Source organism: Pinirhizobacter sp. (assembly GCF_036499745.1).
Taxonomy (GTDB): Bacteria; Pseudomonadota; Gammaproteobacteria; order Xanthomonadales; family Rhodanobacteraceae; genus Pinirhizobacter.
Map to the genome: position 1 here is coordinate 54,906 of NZ_DASYDG010000041.1, position 19,235 is coordinate 74,140.

General features: G+C 65.3%; 14 protein-coding genes. 6 read left to right on the forward strand and 8 right to left on the reverse strand.

Going from position 1 to position 19,235, the window contains the following annotated elements:
* The first annotated feature begins 182 nt into the window (after positions 1–182).
* From pilB to VGM61_RS14615, 5 genes are all read left to right on the forward strand, one after another.
* Entirely contained in the window at positions 183–1,898 is a 1,716-nt protein-coding gene (pilB, locus tag VGM61_RS14595; protein WP_414694886.1) for a type IV-A pilus assembly ATPase PilB, read from the forward strand.
* A gap of 131 nt (positions 1,899–2,029) precedes the next feature.
* A complete protein-coding gene (locus tag VGM61_RS14600; protein WP_331523559.1) occupies positions 2,030–3,298 on the forward strand; it encodes a type II secretion system F family protein in 1,269 nt (422 codons plus the stop codon).
* A 79-nt stretch (positions 3,299–3,377) separates the two neighbouring features.
* Positions 3,378–4,247 (forward strand): A24 family peptidase, encoded by an 870-nt coding sequence (locus VGM61_RS14605; RefSeq protein WP_331523560.1) that lies wholly within the window; start codon positions 3,378–3,380, stop codon positions 4,245–4,247.
* Positions 4,248–4,249: 2 nt separating this feature from the next.
* Positions 4,250–4,867, forward strand: a complete 618-nt coding sequence (coaE, locus tag VGM61_RS14610) for a dephospho-CoA kinase (RefSeq protein WP_331523561.1) — start codon at positions 4,250–4,252, stop codon at positions 4,865–4,867.
* A 107-nt stretch (positions 4,868–4,974) separates the two neighbouring features.
* Positions 4,975–5,358 carry a hypothetical protein gene (locus VGM61_RS14615; RefSeq protein WP_331523563.1) on the forward strand — a complete coding sequence of 128 codons (384 nt, stop codon included), beginning with the start codon at positions 4,975–4,977 and terminating at the stop codon, positions 5,356–5,358.
* On the opposite strand, the gene VGM61_RS14620 is transcribed toward VGM61_RS14615, so the two are convergent.
* The 8 genes from VGM61_RS14620 to hrpA all read right to left on the reverse strand — a co-directional run bounded on the left by VGM61_RS14620 (position 5,349) and on the right by hrpA (position 18,653).
* On the reverse strand, positions 5,349–5,981 hold the full coding sequence (locus VGM61_RS14620) for a hypothetical protein (protein WP_331523564.1): 633 nt from the start codon (positions 5,979–5,981) through the stop codon (positions 5,349–5,351). The genes VGM61_RS14615 and VGM61_RS14620 overlap by 10 nt on opposite strands.
* A gap of 164 nt (positions 5,982–6,145) precedes the next feature.
* Positions 6,146–6,682, reverse strand: a complete 537-nt coding sequence (locus VGM61_RS14625) for a tetratricopeptide repeat protein (RefSeq protein ID WP_331523565.1) — start codon at positions 6,680–6,682, stop codon at positions 6,146–6,148.
* 2 nt (positions 6,683–6,684) lie between these two features.
* Positions 6,685–9,015: a penicillin-binding protein 1B gene (mrcB, locus tag VGM61_RS14630; protein WP_331523566.1), complete on the reverse strand. Its 2,331-nt coding sequence runs from the start codon at positions 9,013–9,015 to the stop codon at positions 6,685–6,687.
* A 100-nt stretch (positions 9,016–9,115) separates the two neighbouring features.
* Complete coding sequence (locus VGM61_RS14635) at positions 9,116–10,000, reverse strand: glycosyltransferase family 2 protein (protein ID WP_331523567.1); 885 nt, start codon at positions 9,998–10,000, stop codon at positions 9,116–9,118.
* Positions 9,997–10,833: an SDR family oxidoreductase gene (locus VGM61_RS14640; RefSeq protein ID WP_331523568.1), complete on the reverse strand. Its 837-nt coding sequence runs from the start codon at positions 10,831–10,833 to the stop codon at positions 9,997–9,999. The genes VGM61_RS14635 and VGM61_RS14640 overlap by 4 nt, the downstream gene beginning before the upstream one ends.
* A gap of 2 nt (positions 10,834–10,835) precedes the next feature.
* The gene (locus VGM61_RS14645) at positions 10,836–12,542 is read right to left on the reverse strand and encodes a hypothetical protein (protein ID WP_331523569.1); all 1,707 of its coding nucleotides are present in this window, start codon (positions 12,540–12,542) and stop codon (positions 10,836–10,838) included.
* A 107-nt stretch (positions 12,543–12,649) separates the two neighbouring features.
* Positions 12,650–14,722, reverse strand: coding sequence for a bifunctional (p)ppGpp synthetase/guanosine-3',5'-bis(diphosphate) 3'-pyrophosphohydrolase (locus tag VGM61_RS14650; protein ID WP_331523571.1), 2,073 nt, complete (start codon positions 14,720–14,722; stop codon positions 12,650–12,652).
* 31 nt (positions 14,723–14,753) lie between these two features.
* Complete coding sequence (hrpA, locus tag VGM61_RS14655; protein WP_331523572.1) at positions 14,754–18,653, reverse strand: ATP-dependent RNA helicase HrpA; 3,900 nt, start codon at positions 18,651–18,653, stop codon at positions 14,754–14,756.
* A 113-nt stretch (positions 18,654–18,766) separates the two neighbouring features.
* Here hrpA and VGM61_RS14660 point away from each other — a divergent pair, with 113 nt between their 5' ends.
* The gene (locus VGM61_RS14660; protein ID WP_331523587.1) at positions 18,767–19,234 is read left to right on the forward strand and encodes a Dps family protein; all 468 of its coding nucleotides are present in this window, start codon (positions 18,767–18,769) and stop codon (positions 19,232–19,234) included.
* The last annotated feature ends 1 nt before the right edge of the window (position 19,235 follow it).

The window sequence follows — 19,235 nt, forward strand, 5'->3', positions numbered from 1 at the left end:
GCTTGCCTTGGCTCGTCATTCACGCCTTCGGTACGCGACTTGCATCCCATCTACATGCCGGGGAAGCGTCAATAATCCGGCAGAAGGCGAGATGGCTCGCCCGGGAACATGGCCCAAAGTCATGTTCTGCTGTAGATTCTTAACGTAACAGGGGGCTGGGCAGGGATTTTATGGCGTCGCAAATGCAACAGCAGTCGAACCTTGTCGGCCTTACCGGCATGGCACGTCGGCTGGTATCCGAAGGCGTGGTGCCGGAGGCCGATGTCCGCCAGGCCGTCATGGAGTCGGCGCAGCAGAAGGTTGCGCTGTCTTCCTGGCTGATCGATCGCAATCTGGTGGATAGCCTGAAGCTAACCCAGGTGGCCTCAGCCGAGTTCGGGATGCCGCTGATGGACGTGTCGGCGGTCGCCCCTGCCAACCTGCCACTGGGCCTGGTTACCGAAGCCCTGATCACCAAACATCAGGCCCTGCCCCTGTTCAAGCGCGGCAAGCGTCTGTTCGTGGGCATCGCCGACCCGATGCAGTCCCACGCCCTGGACGAGATCAAGTTCCACTCCAACCACATGGTGGAGCCGGTACTGGTGGAACGCGGACAGCTGCGCCGGGTGATCGAAAGTGCCCTAAATGCGCTAAACGCGACCGTCCCCGCCTTCGATGATGCAGGCCTTGACGAACTCGCGCTGGAAGGCGGCGAGGGCGATGAGGAAATGACGGGCATCGATGCCACCGGCACGGACGATGGCCCGGTGGTGAAGTTCGTCAACAAGATCCTTGTGGATGCCATCAAGCGTGGCGCCTCGGACATCCATTTCGAGCCCTACGAAGCTAATTACCGCGTGCGTTTGCGTATGGATGGCATCCTGCGCCCCGTGGCCAGCCCGCCGGTAAAGCTCGGCAACCGAATTGCCTCGCGCCTAAAGGTGATGAGCGGCCTGGACATCGCCGAACGCCGTGTGCCGCAGGACGGCCGCATCAAGCTGAACCTGTCCAAGACCCGCGCCATCGACTTCCGAATGAGCACGCTACCCACCTTGTTCGGTGAAAAGATCGTGCTGCGCGTGCTGGACGGATCTTCCGCCAAGCTGGGCATCGATAAGCTTGGTTACGAGGAAGACCAGAAGAAGCTATACCTCGATGCCATCGAGAAGCCCTACGGCATGGTGCTTGTCACCGGCCCCACCGGCTCCGGTAAAACAGTTTCGCTGTACACCGCTCTCAATATCCTCAATATCGACGGGCGCAACATCTCAACCGCGGAAGACCCAGTCGAAATCCGCGTCGAGGGCATCAACCAGGTTCAGCAGAATGTGAAGCGCGGCATGACCTTCGCCGTAGCCCTTCGCTCGTTCCTGCGACAGGATCCGGACGTGATCATGGTCGGCGAAATCCGCGACCTGGAAACCGCCGAGATCGCGATCAAGGCTGCCCAGACGGGCCATATGGTGCTCTCCACCCTGCACACCAACGATGCCCCGCAGACCATCGCGCGACTGATGAACATGGGCATTGCGCCCTACAACATCACCTCGTCCGTCACCCTGATCATTGCCCAGCGCCTGGCGCGGCGCCTGCACGATTGCAAGAAACCCCAGGCCCTGCCACCGAAGATGTTGCTGGACGCCGGTTTCACCCAGGCGGATATCGACGCAGGCATGCAGATCTTCGAGCCCGTGGGCTGCGACCACTGCAACGACGGCTACAAGGGCCGCGTGGGCATCTACCAGGTCATGCCGATGACCGAGGAGATCCAAGCCATCGTTCTTAATGGCGGCAATGCCATGCAGATTGCCGAAGTGGCCAAACGCACCGGCATCAACGACCTGCGCGCCTCCGCCCTGAAGAAGGTCAAGGACGGCATGACCAGCCTGGCCGAGATCGACCGCGTGACTAAAGATTGACGACTGCCAGCCGACCTAAAAAGTGTGCGCTGGCTTACACTTGGCGCCGCAAACTTACGTACAATGGCCCGGCTTGCCCTCCCACGGGGGGAAGGGGTTGAAACAATGCTGTTTCCAGGGGGAGTTGGGCCATGGCTACTGTAACTGCCATCAATAAGAATGCGCGGGCCATTGGCACTGCGCGCGCAAGTGTCGGCGCTCTTGTCATGTACGACTGGGTAGCTCTGGACAAGCGCGGCAAGCGCATGAAAGGCGAGATGCAGGCCAAGAACGCGGCGCTGGTGAAGGCTGAGCTCCGCCGTCAGGGCATGAACCCGCAGACGGTACGCGAGAAATCAAAGCCTCTCTTCGGCTCCGCCGGCAAGGCCGTCAAGCCTCGCGAAGTGGCCATCTTCAGCCGCCAGATCGCCACCATGATGGCGGCCGGCATCCCGATGGTGCAGTCGTTCGACATCATCGCGAACGGCCAGAAAAATCCCAGGATGAAGAACATCCTGATCGACGTGAAGCAGGCTATTGAAGGCGGTTCCTCGCTCAACGAAGCTCTGGCCCTTCATCCGGTGCAGTTCGACGAGCTCTATCGGAACCTGGTGCAAGCCGGCGAATCCGCCGGTGTGCTCGATTCGGTGCTCGACACCGTCGCCACCTACAAGGAACGCACCGAGAGCATCAAGGCCAAGATCAAGAAGGCCCTGTTCTACCCGATCATGATCCTGGTGGTGGCGCTGTTGGTTAGCATGATCCTTCTGCTGTTCGTGGTGCCCGTGTTCGAAGACACGTTCAAGAACGCAGGCGCGGAACTTCCGGCACCCACCCAGATCGTGGTGTCTGCGTCCCGGTTTATGCAGAGCTACTGGTGGGTGGTGATCGGTGTCATCATCGGCTCCGTTTTCGCATTGATCACCCTGAAAAAGCGGTCGACCAAGTTCGCCCACTTCCTCGACCGCGTGTCTTTGAAGCTCCCCGTTATCGGGAACATCCTCCGTCAGTCTGCCATCGCCCGTTTTGCCCGTACCCTGGGCGTGACCTTCCGTGCCGGCGTGCCCCTGGTCGAAGCGCTCGATGCCGTTTCAGGCGCTACGGGTAGCGTCGTATATGCTGAAGCTGTCAAGCAAATGCGCGACGACATCGCCGTCGGCCATCAGCTGCAGATGGCAATGAACCAGACAGGCATATTCCCCTCCATGGTGGTGCAGATGACCGCCATCGGCGAAGAGTCCGGCTCACTGGACAACATGCTCTTCAAAGTGGCCGAGTTCTACGAAGAAGAAGTGAGCAACGCGGTAGACACCCTGGCCAGCCTGCTCGAACCCATGATCATGGTGATCCTTGGCGTGCTAGTGGGCGGCATGGTGATCTCCCTCTACCTGCCCATCTTCAAGCTCGCCGGCACCGTCTAATCGCCATGCATGGGCCAGCCGGTTCCCGGTTGGCCCGTGCTGCGGTTACCCTTCTCGTTTCCGCCCACGGCTGCCCCGCGTGACCGAACTTCCGCTCGCCCTCTGGATCGCCATCGCCGGCCTACTCGGCCTCCTGGTCGGCAGCTTCCTCAACGTGGTGATCCTGCGTGTTCCCGAGCGCATGGCCGCCGCCTGGCGCATGGAAGCCCGGGAGATCCTGGACCTCCCCGCCGTCGACGAACCCACGCCCCCGGGCATCGTGCGCGAACCATCACACTGTCCGCACTGCAAGCACCCGTTGGCCTGGTACGACAACGTCCCGCTTCTGGGCTGGCTGGCCCTGCGTGGGCGCTGCCGCTATTGCAAGGTGTCTATCTCCATCCAGTACCCACTGGTAGAAGCCATCACCGGCATCACCTCGGCCGTGGTGGTATGGCATTTCGGACCCACCATGGCCGCCGTAGCGGCGCTGGTGCTCACCTGGTTCCTGGTGGCAATGTCGGGCATCGACGCCCGCACGCAGCTCCTTCCCGACCAGATGAATTACCCGCTGCTCTGGCTGGGCCTGGCTCTCACCCTGGTGCCCGCCTGGCAGCCGGTGGCCGTGTCGCCTGGCAGCGCCATCGTCGGCGCCCTGATCGGCTACTTGAGCCTGTGGTCCATCTACTGGCTGTTCAAGCTCACCACCGGCAAGGAAGGCATGGGCCACGGCGACTTCAAGCTGCTGGCCGCCCTGGGCGCATGGATGGGGCCGGTCGCATTGCTGCCCATCGTGCTGCTGTCCTCGCTGGTCGGCGCCATCATCGGTGGCGGGTTGATCATCCTGGCCCGCCGCGGCCGCGAGGTGCCGATGCCTTTCGGCCCGTACATCGCCATTGCCGGCTGGGTATGGCTGGTGGCCGGGGATAAACTGCTTGCCGCTTACATGAGTTTCGCCGGGCTGCATTAGCCATGCTGGAAGGCCATTACGTCGTGGGTTTGACCGGTGGCGTTGCCGCCGGCAAGAGTGCCGTGGAGCGTCGCTTCACGGCGCTGGGGGTCGGCGTGCACGACGCCGACCGCGCGGCGCGCGCGGTGGTGGAGCCCGGCACGGAAGGGCTTGCCGAGATCGCCTCGGCGTTTGGCCCCGATGTGCTGGATAACGATGGCGCCCTCGATCGCGCCGCCATGCGCCGGCGCATCTTCGAAGACCCCTCGGCACGCAAGCGCCTGGAAGCCATCGTGCATCCGCGCGTACGCCAATGGACGATGGATCACGTGCGCGCCGATACCAGCCCTTACTGCATCGTGGCCATTCCCCTGCTGGTGGAGAACCTCCAGCACTACGCATGGCTCGATCGCATCCTGGTGGTGGATGCATCGGTGGACACCCAATTGGCGCGGCTCACCCTGCGCGACGGTATCGACGACACCCTCGCCCGCCGAATGGTGGCCAACCAATCCACGCGTGAAGAACGACTGTCCATCGCGACCGACGTCATCCACAACGACGGCCCGGAAGCTGCCCTGGATGATGCGGTGACGAACCTCCACCGACAGTACCTTTCCTTCGCCAGCCACCACGGCTGACCCGGAACATCAGCCCCAATGTGGGGGCAGGATTACACCATCTGGCAGACTGCCCGTTTCATCCATGCGGGAGTAGATTCAGGCCATATCCAAGCCGGAATCGCATCATGCATCGTCGGTTGCTGTGGATACCCGCCATCTGCCTGGTCGTGGCGACCACCGCCCAGGCTGAAGGCATCGTGTTGCAGGCCTCGGCAATCCACTGGTCGGTCGTGGTGCGGGACGAAGGCAACGCCCTGCCTGTTCTGCTCAAATGGGGCAGCGGCTCATACAACGCCCGCGGCGCCATGCAGCGCGGGGACGATGGCGTTAGCCTGCACGGAACGCTGAAGATCAGCGGCCGCGAAAAACCCATCGACATCCGGCTGGTGCGTCATGGCTGCTTCGTCGCCGGCCAGTCCCACCAGTGGGACGTCTATATCACGGTGCAGGGCGAGACGACCTTCGAACCGGGTTGCGGCGACTATCGCGAAGTTAAGCCTCAGCCCTGATTACCGAGCCCAGTCCTGCTCTCGAACACCGCCAGGATATAACCGTCGATCACCCGGGCCTCCGGATCACCGAATTCCCTGCGCGCGATTTGCCTACCGAGATAGTCCACAAGATCTTTGCGCGCCTCGGCATCGCGGGCGGCAAGTTCTTTGGCGCTTTCGTATCGCCCGGTGACCACTGCCAGGCTATCGATCTGCGCCGGCACCGGATGGGATTGCACCCTTTGCCTGCGCTCGAATACGGCGGGTGACGTGTCGGCCACCGCACGGAGCCATCGGGCACTGATACCTTCTCGACTGACACGACGATGCCGCGAGAAGTAAACCAGGCACGCCGCCACCGCGAACAACGCCACCACGACACCGGCATCCAGCACCCGCCCGTCCGCATCATGGAACCGTTGCCAGGCCACGAATGCCGCGAACCCCCCGAATACCAACGCACCGATCAGGCAGACACTCACCCAGATAAACGTCCACGCCATCGCCAGCCCACGCTCGCCAGGCTCCGGCGACGCGCGATGTTTCCGCGCCCGGTCGAGGTAAAGCATCAACGTCAACGCCAACGCGATACCGAAGACCGGCGCGACGATTTCAAAGGCGAGGCGGATGGGTGGCGACATGGGAACTATGTCCGCATCACTGGATGCGTTGCATGGCCACCCGTCGCGGCATGTGCTGCGTCGTCTACATGACTCATGGATGGCATCTCCCCTGTGAAGGGATTATGCATCGAAAGCAACCGAAGGCAATCAGGGCCGAAGTCGAACGCCGGTCCCGGACAGAACTACATCCGCACAGGCCCCGCCTGATGGCACTTGGCCAGTTCCTGGCGCGCATTGGCAGCACCGGCCTCATCCTGCGCCTGCAGCCGCATCTCCACCACCGTTTGCCAATTACGTGCACACAGGCTGCCGAGCTTGGGGCCGATCTCGTACGAATGGCGGGCGAGTTTCTCCGCGTCCTTGTAGTCACGCTGGCGGACATAGATCTCAGCGCGGTCCTGCAGCAGATCGGGGGCGTCGCCGGCGATCTTCAGGGCTGAATCGAGCTTGGCGCCGGCGGCGTCGTACTGCTGGGCCCGCTCGTCGGCGGAAGCCGCATCCTGCAGGCCCGTCACACCCGGATCACGCAGCGGGGCCACTTCGATGGCCGATTTATCCCGCTCACCGGCGGCGCGGATCTGCGCCACGATGTCGTAGGTGGGCGCCGGCGCCTTGGTCGACTGGTTGGACGGCGGGCTGGGCTGGGTGCAGGCAGCGAGCGCAAGTACGGCGATCGTGGCCCCAACGTAGGGCAAACGTACGGCAAAAGCTCGGAACATGGTCAATCCGTAATGGGGGCTGTAGTGGAAGAAGCAGGCGCGTTGCCGTCGCCGCTGCCAAACATACCTCTGAACTGCTGCCAGAAGCATCCCTCCTGCTGTTCAGGCTGGTAGCCGGCCGCGAAGGGAAGCTGGCGGGCGCCCTGGCAGCTGGGGTCGGTACGCTTGCCGGTGGAGGGGTCGATCCACCCCAGCTCCAGGCCTTCAGCCAGGGTGGTCGACAGTGGACGGGTAGGCAGTTTGCGGAAAAGCTCGGCCCATACCTTCAGGCTGCCGGTGGCGCCGTACAGGCCTGTCGGCTTGTTATCGTCGCGGCCCATCCATATCACGGCCAGGTGCTCGCCAGTGAAGCCGGCGAACCAGCTGTCACGCTGGCTGTCGGAGGTACCCGTCTTGCCGGCCGCGTGCAGCCAGCTTAGCCCCGAGTTGCCGATGGCACGTGCGGTGCCCCGGCTGACCACCTGCTGCATGGCCCAGGTCACCAGGCGCGTGGCGGACTGGTATTCACCCTTGCCGGGTTTCACCTCATAGCGCTTGATCGTTTTGCCCTGGGCGTCCAGCACGCCGCGTACGGCGACGAGCGGCAAGGCATGGCCGTCGGCGGCAATGTACTGGTACAGCTGCGCCACCTGGAATGGGGAAAGATCCACCGCGCCCAGCAGCAGCGACGGACTGGGGTTGACGTTCTCCAGCCCGAACGATTCCAGGAACGCCTTGATGCGCGGCACACCCACTTCCAGCCCCAGGTGCACCGTCGCCAGGTTCCACGAATTGGCCAGCGCGTCGATCATCGGTACCTGGCCGTGTATTTCCCTGTCGTCGTTCTTCGGTGTCCACGGCGTGCCGTCGGGCTGGCGGATGTTCACCGGCGTGTCGTCCAGCGTGCTGCCCAGCGACCAGCGCTGCGGATCGGCCAGCGCCACCATGTATACGAAGGGCTTTACCAGCGAGCCGATCGGCCGACGCGCATCCAGTGCACGGTTGAAGCCCTGGTCGCCGGGGTCGCGGCTGCCGACCACGGCCAGCACGCTGCCGGTAGCCACGTCCGTCACCACGGCAGCGCCCTGCGCCGCGGCGCCACGCTTGCCCAGGCCGTCCATGGTGGAGAGCAGCGACTGCTCGGTGTAGAGCTGGGCGGCGGGATCGAGCGTGGTGAAGATCGACAGGCTGCCGTCGCGCAGGGCGTTCTCGTCGAAGTCGGCGGTGATCTGCGTGCGCACCAGCTGCATGAATGCCGGGAATCGGTTGTGCGGCAACTGCGCGTTGCCGGCCAGCCCCAGAGGCGCGGATTGTGCGGCGAGGAAAGCCGCATCGCTAAGCAGGCCCGTATCGCGGAACTGCTGCAACACCAGGTTGCGGCGGGCGATGGCGCGGTCGGGGTATCGGCGCGGGTCGTAGTAACTCGGGCCTTTCACCAGGCCCACCAAAAGAGCGACCTCCTGCGGGCGGAGGTCTTCCATGCGGCGACCGAAGTAGAATTCTGCGCCCGCGGCGAAACCGTGCACGGCCTGATCGCCCTGCTGTCCCAGGAAAACCTCGTTGATGTAGGCCTCAAGGATGCGGCTCTTGTCGTAGTGCATCTCGATCAGCACCGACAGGATCGCCTCGTTGAGCTTGCGCATGATGTTCTGGCTGCGGTCCAGGAACAGGTTGCGCACCAGCTGCTGGGTAAGCGTGGAACCGCCCTGCACCGTGTGGCCGGCGCGCAGGTTGGCGAACGACGCACGCAGGATGGCGGAGAAATCCAGGCCGAAGTGATGCTTGAAGTCGCGGTCTTCCACCGCCTGCAGGCCGCTGATCAAGAGCGGAGGCACATCGCCCAGGCGCACGATGCGGCGCTCCTCGGCATGTGCACCGTACAGGGTGGCGATGCGCGCGGGGTCCAGATGGGTGCCATCCAGCGGCTTGCCGGTACCCATGTCGGTGATCGAATCCACCTGGCCCTGCGACAGCACCACGCGGACGCGATGGGCGATCTCGCCGCCGTCCGGCCCGGCATAGCCGCGCGAGGCGATCACATAGGTCGAACCATTACGGGCGAATGTTCCCGGTACCTGGCCCTTGCCGTCGTTCGAGTACCCGGCGAAGGTAAGCTCCAGCTCCAGCGCCGCCGGTTTCATCGCTGTGTCCTGGGCCAGCGGAAGCGGCCGCGCGTACACGCGCGTGGGCACGGCGAACACCAGGTCGTTGAATTGCTCCTGCACGCGGGAATTGAGCACCAGCGTGTATGGCAGCAGGAAGCCGAAGATCAGGCCCAGCACGATGTAGACGGGAATGCGGATCCAGGGCCAGATCGCGCGAAACAGGGCACCAAGTCGGGAAAAGAAAGCCAAGGCAGGATGTTCCTCTTTCAATGTACCGGCCGATCATAGACAGGGCAGACCGGCAGGGATCTGAACGAAGGGTGGCCGCCGGGTGGCGTGCGGGGGTATTTCACCCGGGCGGACACGCCGTGGCGCGCCCACGGATGCCATCAGCCAGGCCCTTGAGCATGGCGCGCGCATTGCGCCAGCGCGGGCCCACCAGCAGCGCGAAAATCAGGAACTTCACCGGCAATCGCAGGAGGTCCTGCGCCACCCAGGTGCGCGGCACGTGCGGCATTCGGTACAACAGCACGCGGTTGCGCATGATGTAGTACAGCCGTGTAGGCCCATGCACCACCACATGGCCCAGGCCCAGCACGCCGCGACGCCCATCGCCCAGGCGATGGCCCATGCGCGCCTCGGGTACCCCAAGCAAGGCATACCCCGCGGCATGCGCACGGCAGGACCATTCCAGGTCGACATTGTCGATGAACAGCGTGGTGTCCATCTCTCCCACGGCATCAAGTACGGCCAGCGGTATCAACGAGCCAGAACTGATCAGGAAGTCACAAGGCACCGGGGCGCCGCGCTCTGCGATGATCTTTCGGTTCAGAGGAAATCCGAACTGGACGAAGGGTGCGACGTGGTTTTCGCGGACATCCTGGAACACCGGACCCACCGCTGCGATGGGCGTGCCGGCACTCGCTCCGTCGAGCGCGCGGATCAACGACTGGACCATGCCGGGCTTGGGTTCGCTGTCCTGGTCCAGCAGCAGCACCGTGTCGAAGCCACCCGCGCGTGCAAACGCGATGCCTACGTTGAAGCCTGCGGCAAGTCCCACGTTGACCGGCTGTGCGAGCAGCGTCACGCCATCGCGTGCCGCCAATCGGGTGCCGCCGTTGTCGACCACCACCAGATGTGACACCTGCGGCCCCGCCGCATTGACCAGGCGTTGCAGCATCTCGGTGTCCGGATGCCAGGTAACGACGATGGCGCAGACGCGGCGATCGCTCACGAAGGCATCCAGCAGGCGCCGTCCGCCAGGAACGGCCGCGGTCGTACGCCCAGCAGGCGCTGCAACGAATCGTTGTCGGCGATCAGGTCGACATCCAGCCGGGAAATGGGGCCACGCGCCCGGGGAATGACATGGGCGGCCAACCCGAGCAGCCATCGCGGCACGGGCAACGGCAAGGTGGCCACGGCAAGGCTGCGGCGCACGCGCGCGAACATCTCGCCACTGGACAACCGTTCGCCGCCGCCAATCGGGATCACCTGGCCGGCGGCCGATGGCGTGTCCAGGGCAACCGTGGTGGCATCGGCGATGTCGTCTGCGTGCACCGGCTGGCGCAGGCCAATGCCCGACGGCAGCGGGAATATATGCGCACGCGCGGCACTCCGCGCGATGGGTGAGAGGCTTCTGTCGATACCTGCCCCGTAGATCAGCGTGGGTCGAAGAACGGTCCAGGCGATGCCACGCGCCTCGCACGCCGCCGTCAGTGCCGCCTCGCCATCGCGCAGCGTACGGGCCAGCTCGCGTTCGGCCGTATCCACCGACTCACGCTTGCTCTCCGCACTCATCGAACTGGTGCAGACCACGCGGCTGACGCCGGGCGCGGCGCCGCTGGCAAGCCACTGCGCCAGCGCGGCGATGGGGCCATAGCAGACCACGGCATCCACATTCGCGATGTCGGGAATTCGATCAGGCAAGGCGCCATGCATCCATGTCGCGCCGTCGGGGCCGGCGTGTTGCGCGCGGCTTATGGCCACCACTTCGTCGCCGCGCGCACGAAGGCGCGGCAACAAGAACCGTCCAATCTGGCTGGACGCACCAAGGACAAGGATCTTCATGCTCAGCGGCCGGACTGCAACCGGGCATAAGCATCGGGAAGGCGTGCGTCGTCGGGGTTCAACCGACGCGCGGCATCCAGCGATTGCCGGGCGCCTTCGCGATCGCCTGCGTTGCCGCGCTGCTGTGCCTGGTCTACCAGGGCGCTGGCAAGGCGCCGGCGCAGGCCTGCCTGTCCGGGCTCGCCCGGGGCGAGGTCGGCCATGGTGTCGAGCAACTCACCCGCGTGGCGCAGATTGCCGCTGGACATGGCCGTCTCGAACTGGTTCTGCACCACGCCAGGCAACGACTGCAGACCGCTGCGGGCGGACGCGTCGTTGCCATCGATGGCCAGCGCATTGCGGTAAAGGTCGTACGCGCAGTCGGCCGGCGGCGTCATGATGTCGCCCCTGGCCGTGGCCGCGCGAGCGCGACGCACCAGGTCGGCCACCTGGGTCTTTTGCTCAGGCGTGACGGAAAGCTGGGCGGGCGTGGTGTCGTCACTGCCGGCGGCAGCGTTGGCGACGCCGCCCGCCTGGGCATGGCCATCGCCCAGGCGCGCACGCGCGGCGGCAAGGTCCGCGGACTTGGGAGCAAGCGTCGCCGCCTGGTCGAGCAGCTTCCGCGCCTGGTCGTTGTCGCCGGCATCCTGCGCGGCGCTGGCCTGCACGATAAGAGCCTGCGCCACCTGGCCAAGGCCACCCTTGGCCGTGGTGTTGTCCGGATCGACCGCAAGCACCGCCTTGTAGCGCGCCAGTGCGTTGTCGTCGCCGTCACCGGCCACTTTTCCCGAGCGAAGGTTGTCGGCGGCCTGGCTGAGCAGCCCGGCGGTGGCCTGGTCGTCCTGCTTGCGCGTTTCGGCCAGCGAAGCACGCAGGGAAGGAAGGTCGCCGTAATTGGGCACGACGGCCGCGAGGCGTTCGACGATGCCACTGGCCGATTTACGGTCGTTGGCGGCGATCGCCTGGCGGGCCTGGGCCGCGAGGGCATCGCCTACCTTGTCCAGGCCGCGTGAGGCCACGGGATTGTTCGGGTCGCCGTCGAGCACCTTGCGATACAGCGTGCCGGCGCCATCGGGGCCATCAAACTTGCCGGCATCGAACGCGGCCTGGGCCTGGTCCACCATGGAACCCTGCTGGGCACTGGGGTTGCGGGCGCGGCTGATCTGCTGGCGGAGGCGCTCGATGTCCGTTCCGCCGCCGAGGAGTTCATTGGCGGTGTTGGTAGCGGCATCGGCTTCGTCCACGTTGCCGGCGGTCAGGGCGGCATCGGCGCGGGCAACCTCGGCCTGGCCGACCTTGCGCAGGCCATCCCGGGCACGGTCGTTATCGGGTTCGGCGGCTTGCACCTTTTCATAAAGCTCACGGGCACTGTCGCCATTCGTGCCGTCAAGCTTGCCGGCGGCCAGGGCCTGGTCGGCGCTGGTGAGGGTGTCGTTGAGTTCGGTGGCAGGCAGCATGCCGCGCAGGCGGTCTTGCTGCAGGTAAACCAGGGTCCCTGCCCCGATTACCAGAAGAAGCACCAACGGCAGCAGCCACCCACGCTTGCGCTGGCGGGGCGGCGGCACCGGCTTGCCGGCATAGGCCCGGCGCTCGGGGGCCTCCACGCGGAAATGCGGCAGGCCATCGTCCGGTACCTGGGCCGGGCCCGGACCATCGAGGTTGTCCAGGCTGCCCAGGACAGGCTCGGTGCGGCCACGCCGGCCATCTTTGGAGTCGCGGCGTCCGCTCATCGCTGGTGAGTCTCTTTCATTCTGGAAAGCTTAACACCCGGGCCTGTGGCAGCCCCGGGGCGCCGGGGGGGCATTTATCGGGCGGATAGGGTGGCGCGACAGGGTATTTACCCCAACCGGCGTGCATCTGTCACGTTGGGCAGTGCGCCCAGGCGCCCCAGCAAGGTCGACAGCTGCTCGTAGTCGCGGACGCGGAGGGTAAAGCGCATTTCCACTTCGGCGGTACGGGTATGCACCCGGCTGGACGACGCCACGATATGCGGCCCCGTGTTACTGATGGTGTTGGTGACATCCTTCTGCAGGCCCTTGCGGTCGTAACCCCGCAGTTCGATGTCCACCTCGTAGGCCTGGACATCCACCTTGCCCCAGTTCACCTCGATCACCCGCTCCGGTTGCCTGCGCGCCAGAGCGGCCAGGCTGGCGCAGTCGGCGCGGTGCACCGACACACCCCGTCCCCGGGTGATGAATCCCTTCACCGGGTCGCCCGGCAACGGCTGGCAGCAGCGCGCCAGGGTGGTGAGCAGGTTGCCCACGCCATCGATACTGAGCGCGCCCCGGTCGTGCTGGGCCGGGCGCGATGCCACCGGCATGGCCGATTGGGTGACGTCCGGTTCGGGTGCACGTTCCTGCAAGGCACGCGCTATTTGACCGGTGGTGACCTCTCCCAGCGCCAGCGCCACCAGCATGTCGTCGTGAGTCTTGAAGTTGAAGTGCGCCGGAAGCTTGCCGATGTCGGCATCGGGCAGCGCAAGGCGGCGCAATTCCCGTTCCAGCATCGCGCGGCCGGCCACGAGGTTCGCATCGTGCGCGCTGCGGCGGAACCATGCGCGCACTTTTTCCCGGCCACGGGAAGTGTGCAGGTAACCGTGGTGTACCGATAGCCAATCACGGCTGGGTTCGGAAATCTTCGCGGTGAGGATTTCGATGCGGTCGCCACTTCGGGGCTGGAAGGTCAACGGCACGATGCGTCCATTGACTTTCGCGCCACGACAGCGATGCCCCACTTCGGTGTGGATGTGGTACGCGAAATCGAGCACCGTGGCACCGTGCGGCATGTCGATCACTTCGCCCTTGGGCGTAAGTGCGTAGACACGGTCTTCCATCAGTTCAGTCTGGAAGCCGGCTGCCAGTTCCGCGTCGTCTTCGCCGCGGGGCTCGATCAGCTTGCGCATCCAGGCGATCTTCGCCTCGAACTCGGCATCGGCACCGCCGCCTTCCTTGTAGCGCCAGTGCGCGGCCACCCCGAGCTCGTTGGCGCGGTGCATGTCGTGGGTGCGGATCTGCACTTCCAGTGTCTTGCCCTGCGGGCCGAGTACCGCCGTGTGCAGCGAGCGGTAGCCATTGCCTTTCGGACGCGCCACGTAATCGTCGAATTCCCCGGGAAGGTGCGGCCACAGCGAATGGACGATGCCCAGCGCCGCGTAACAGTTGGCCACGTCCTCCACCAGCACGCGGATGGCGCGGATGTCGTAGAGGTCGGAGAACTCCAGGTGCTTGCGGTGCATCTTCTTCCAGATCGAGAAGATGTGCTTCGGGCGGCCGGCAAGTTCGGCATGAATGCCGGCTTTGGCGAGCGCCGCACCGAGTTCGGAAAGACTTTGCGCGATGAATGTTTCCCGGTCGCCGCGACGTTCGTCCAGCAGCTTGGCGATGCGGCGATAGGTCTCCGGTTCCAGGTACCGGAACGAGAGGTCTTCCAGTTCCCACTTCAGCTGCCAGATGCCCAGCCGGTTGGCCAGCGGTGCATGGATGTCGCGGGTGAGTTGGGCCAGGGCGTGGCGTTCGTCTTCGTCCATGGCCATGGCTGCGCGCATGCGGGCCAGTTGCCGGGCCAGCAGCACGAACACCACGCGCAGGTCGCGGATGATCGCCAGCAGCAGGCGTCGCAGACCCTCGGTGGCGGCGCCGGGGCGCTGGGCGTGCAGCACCCAGACGGTCTCCGCCGCCAGTTGGCCTTCGACCAGGCGGCGCAAGGTAGGCGGGAGCGCCGCGGCGGCGGCGTCCCACGCCGTGCGGTCGTGTACGGCCACGGCGAACCAGCAGGCCGCGGCGCAGGTTTCCTCGTCGCAACCCAGTTGCAGTAGAAGCTCGCAGACGGCTTCGCATTCTCCGCGCAACGGCCCAGGCAACGGCGCGAGCGCGGCCCGTGCTGCCTCGAACAGAACGTCGCCTTTTTTCATCGTGCCGGCCATGGGCCTGAGCTTGCCACGATCATGCCCTGCCCTGCGCGGCTTCCAGCGCACGGGCCAGCCGCTTGGCGGACACGGGCTCGGGTGTGCGCACCTCCTGGGCGAACAGCGACACGCGCCATTCCTCGATCAGCCAGCGCAATTCCTGCCAGGCCGGGGTGTCCGCACCCGCGCCGACATTGAGCAGCGCTCGCCAGTACGGCAGCACCTGCAGCATGCGCTGCTGGTCCTTGGTGGGATCCTGGCGCAGGCGCTCGGCGCGCAGGCGCATGGCCCTCAGGTAGCGCGGCAGTTGCGCCAGGCGATGGGCCGTCCATTCGCGCAGGAAGCCCGGGGGCAACATAGCGTCGAGTTGCTCGCGAAGGTCGTCATAGCTGGCGCGCGCGAATCCCATCAGCGGCGGTTGCAGCCAGGGCCGGAGGTCAGCCTGGGCCTCGATCACTGGCTCGGCAAGTTTTTGCCGGTCCATGGCGGCCTTGAAGATGTCCCGGGCGAAAGCCGCGCGCAGCGCTTCGAAAGCCTCGCGGGTGCGCACGTTGAGGTCGCTTGCCCCGACGAGATCGGCGAATCCGCCCTCGACCATGTCTTCGCGGAGCGACTCCACGCTGCCGAGCGTGGCGTATTTCAGGCCCAAAGCATTACCCACCGGCAATTGGCGGCGTGCTCGCTTGATCTCGTTACCCACCGCCTCGCGCAACAGGCGCTCAACGCCGCCGACATGCGCGGCGCGCGCCTCGTCGCCGCGCTCGAACACGCGCAGCGCCACGGCTTCGCCCAGATCCACCAATGCCGGGAAGGCCACCAGGCCCGCCTCCGACTTCACGCGGTCGGGAATTTCATCGAAGTCCCAGGTGGAGACGTCCTCGCGGGTGAGTTCGAGGTCGGTCTTGCGCGAGAACGCTTCGCGGGCGCGGCCTTCCCATTGGGCGCGCAGGTCCGCAAGGTCGCGACCTTCGGCCAGTGGCTTGCCGTGGTCATCGAGCAGGCGGAAGCGCATCAAGAGATGCGCGGGCAAGTCGATGCCGTCGAACGCGGACGCGTCGATATCGACACCCGTCGTACGTTTGAGGAACATCGCCAGCACTCGTGGCAGGGGTTCGTCCCGCGGGGCCTCGGCCTCGGTAAATGCCCGCGCGAAATCCGGTGCGGGCACGAAGTTACGGCGCAACGCCTTGGGCAGGCCGCGGATCAGTTCAGCCACCTTATCGGTAAGCAACCCGGGCACCAGCCACTCGCAGTGGGCCTCAGGCACCGCATTGAGAAACGCCAGAGGCAACTGCAAAGTGACGCCGTCGGCGGGGTCGCCCGGAACGAAGCGGTACTCCAGCCGACAGGCATGCGGGCCCACCGCCATGGAGGTGGGGAAGGCCTTCGGATCAAGCCCTGCCCCGCCCACCATGATGTCGTCAAGCGACCAGCGCAATGCCGCCTGCGCGGCCGGCGGTGCCTTGCGGAACCATGCGTCGAGGGCGCGGACGTCAGAGATGTCTTCGGGCAGCTTGCCATCGAAGAAAGCGACGAGTTCATCTTCGCTACGCAGCAAGCCGGCGCGTCGCTGCTTGGCCTCGATCTCGTGGGCCTGTTCCAACACGCGCGCATTGGCGCGGATGAAATCGCTGCGGCTGTCAATATCGCAGCGTGCCAATGCCTCGCGCACGAAGATCGCATGCGCCAGCGCCGGATCCTGCAGACGGAAGGTCACCGGACGCTTTTCCACCAGCACCAGCCCGAACAGGCTTACCTGCTCATAGGCCACCACATGGCCGCGCTTGCGCAACCAATGCGCGTCGCGCCAGCTAAGCCTCAACAGGTGTGCGGCATGCTTTTCAATCCACGACGGTTCAATGCGCGCATTATTCATGCCCCAGATGCGGCCACCCAGATCCAGTACCTGTGCGGCGAACACCCACGCCGGTGCTGCCTTGGCCACCGTGGAGCCAGGGAACAGGGTGAAGCGGCGCTCGCGGGTGCCGCGGTATTGGCCTTTTTCATCCTTGTGGCCCACCTGCGTGGGGAGGCCCGACAACAGGCTGCCGTGTACCGCGGCGTAGGCATCGGCGTCATCGCCCTGGCGGGTGGCTTTGGCCGGGGCCGTGTTGAGGTCCCACTTCAGTTCCTGCACCACCAGCAGCAATTGACGGTGAAGTTCGCGCCATTCACGCATGCGCATGAAGGAAAGGAAGTTACGCGAACACCAGTCGCGCAGCTTGCTTTGCGTCAGATCCTCGTGGGCAGTCTGGTATGCCGTCCACAATTTAAGCACCGTGGTGAAGTCCGAACGCGGGTCGGCGAACTGCGCGTGGGCGGCATCGGCCTGGCCACGGGCGTCGGCGGGACGTTCACGCGGGTCCTGGATGGACAGGAACGACACGATCGCCAGCACGTCGCGCAGGGCGCCCAGCGTGTTGGCTTCCACCAGCATGCGTGCCAGCTGCACGTCGATCGGCAGGCGCGCCAATGTGCGGCCAATCGCACTGAGCTTGCGTGTATCGTCGATGGCGCCGATTTCCGCCAGGCGGCGATAGCCGTCGGACACCACGCGCGGGTCGGGCGCCTCCAGGAACGGAAATTCCTCCACGTCGCCCAGCTCCAGCGACAGCATGCGCAGGATCACGTTGGCCAGCGACGAGCGAAGCAGTTCCGGGTCGGTATAAGGCGCTCGCGATTCGAAATCTGCTTCGTCGTAAAGGCGATAGCAGATGCCCGGCCCAAGGCGGCCGCAGCGGCCCTTGCGCTGGTTGGCCGCGGCCTGTGAGATCGGCTCCACATGCAGGCGCTCGATCTGGCTGCGCTGGCTGTAGCGCTTGACGCGGGCAGTGCCCGAATCAACCACGTAGCGGATGCGCGGCACGGTGAGCGAGGTTTCGGCCACATTGGTGGCAAGCACAATGCGCCGCCGGTTGCCGGGGCGGAACACCGCGTCCTGGTCGGCTGCCGACAGCCTGGCGTACAGCGGCACTACTTCGGTTTCGCGGTACTGGCGTCGCGACAGCAGCAGGTGGGCGTCGCGTATCTCGCGCTCACCTGGAAGAAATACCAGCACATCGCCGCGCGGGTCGGTGCGGGTGATTTCATCCAGGGCATCGGCGATCTGCCCGGCCTGGGTGGTTTCGCCGCGGTCCGGTGGCGGGCGGTAGCGCACTTCCACGGGGTAGGCGCGGCCTTCCACCGCGATCACCGGTGCGCCGTCGAAATGCTCGGCGAAGCGAGCGGTATCAATGGTGGCGGAGGTAACGATGATCTTCAGTTCCGGCCGCCGCACGGCCAGGCGCTTTAAGTACCCCAGCAGGAAATCGATGTTGAGGCTGCGCTCGTGGGCTTCATCGATGATGATCGTGTCGTAGGCCGACAGAAACCGGTCGGATTGCGTTTCGGCCAGCAGGATGCCATCGGTCATGAACTTCACCAGCGTGTGCTCACCCACTTGCTCGTTGAAGCGCACCTGGAAGCCGACCTTGTCGCCTACTTGCGTGCCCAGTTCCTCGGCCACGCGCCGTGCCACCGAACGGGCGGCCAGGCGCCGGGGCTGGGTGCAGCCGATCAGGCCCGCCTCGCCACGGCCGGCGGCCAGGCACAGCTTGGGCAGCTGCGTGGTTTTGCCCGAACCCGTCTCGCCGGCGATCACCACCACCTGGTGTTCGCGGATCAGCCGGGTGATTTCCTCCGCCCGCGCCGTGATCGGCAGCGACTCGTCGAGCCGGATCACAGGTTTCGAAGCCGCCCGCGCGGCCCGCCGGGCCGTGGAGGCATCGATTTCCCGGGCCAGGGCGTCCAGCCGGGCCTCATCCACGCCCTTGCGCTTCAGGCTGGCGATGCGGCCGAGCAAGCGGCCGACATCGCGGCTGCTGGCGCCGGACACAGCAGCGCGCAGCTCGCGCAGGCGGGCCGGTTCCGGGGAGGGGCGCGAAGGTCGGGAAGGCATGAGACCGCCAATGATAGCCGGTCGCTATCAGTGGGATCGGAAGCATTCATTTCCAAGCGACACATGGGTTGGCTATCCTCGAAAGCCTGGCAAACCCAAGAAAGGCAATGAAGATGGCCATCGATATCGGTATCCCCAAGAAAGAACGCGAAGACATCGCCAACCACCTCTCCAAGCTGCTGGCCGATACCTACTCGCTCTACCTGAAAACCCACAGCTTCCACTGGAACGTCACCGGCCCCCAGTTCAATTCGCTGCACGCCATGTTCGAGGTGCAATACAACGAGCTATGGCTGGCCGCCGATGAAGTGGCCGAGCGTATCCGCACGCTCGACGTCATCGCCCCCGGTTCCTACAGCAAGTTCGCCAAGCTCACCTCGATCAAGGAAGAACCCGGCGTGCCGGAATGGAAGGACATGGTGGCCCAGCTGGTGGAAGGGCATGAAATTGCCGCCGCCACCGCGCGCGACTCCATCAAGGCCGCCGATGCCGGCGGCGACGAGGGCACGGCGGACATGGTCACTGGCCGCTTGAAGGAACACGAAAAGACCGCCTGGATGCTCCGCTCGCTGCTGAAGTAGC

Coding starts and splice junctions, on each gene's coding strand:
- pilB (WP_414694886.1), top strand. CDS start 183: ATGCAACAGCAGTCGAACCTTGTCGGCCTTACCGGCATGGCACGTCGG.
- VGM61_RS14600 (WP_331523559.1), top strand. CDS start 2,030: ATGGCTACTGTAACTGCCATCAATAAGAATGCGCGGGCCATTGGCACT.
- coaE (WP_331523561.1), top strand. CDS start 4,250: ATGCTGGAAGGCCATTACGTCGTGGGTTTGACCGGTGGCGTTGCCGCC.
- VGM61_RS14615 (WP_331523563.1), top strand. CDS start 4,975: ATGCATCGTCGGTTGCTGTGGATACCCGCCATCTGCCTGGTCGTGGCG.
- VGM61_RS14620 (WP_331523564.1), bottom strand. CDS start 5,981: ATGTCGCCACCCATCCGCCTCGCCTTTGAAATCGTCGCGCCGGTCTTC.
- VGM61_RS14625 (WP_331523565.1), bottom strand. CDS start 6,682: ATGTTCCGAGCTTTTGCCGTACGTTTGCCCTACGTTGGGGCCACGATC.
- VGM61_RS14640 (WP_331523568.1), bottom strand. CDS start 10,833: ATGAAGATCCTTGTCCTTGGTGCGTCCAGCCAGATTGGACGGTTCTTG.
- VGM61_RS14645 (WP_331523569.1), bottom strand. CDS start 12,542: ATGAGCGGACGCCGCGACTCCAAAGATGGCCGGCGTGGCCGCACCGAG.
- VGM61_RS14650 (WP_331523571.1), bottom strand. CDS start 14,722: ATGAAAAAAGGCGACGTTCTGTTCGAGGCAGCACGGGCCGCGCTCGCG.
- hrpA (WP_331523572.1), bottom strand. CDS start 18,653: ATGCCTTCCCGACCTTCGCGCCCCTCCCCGGAACCGGCCCGCCTGCGC.
- VGM61_RS14660 (WP_331523587.1), top strand. CDS start 18,767: ATGGCCATCGATATCGGTATCCCCAAGAAAGAACGCGAAGACATCGCC.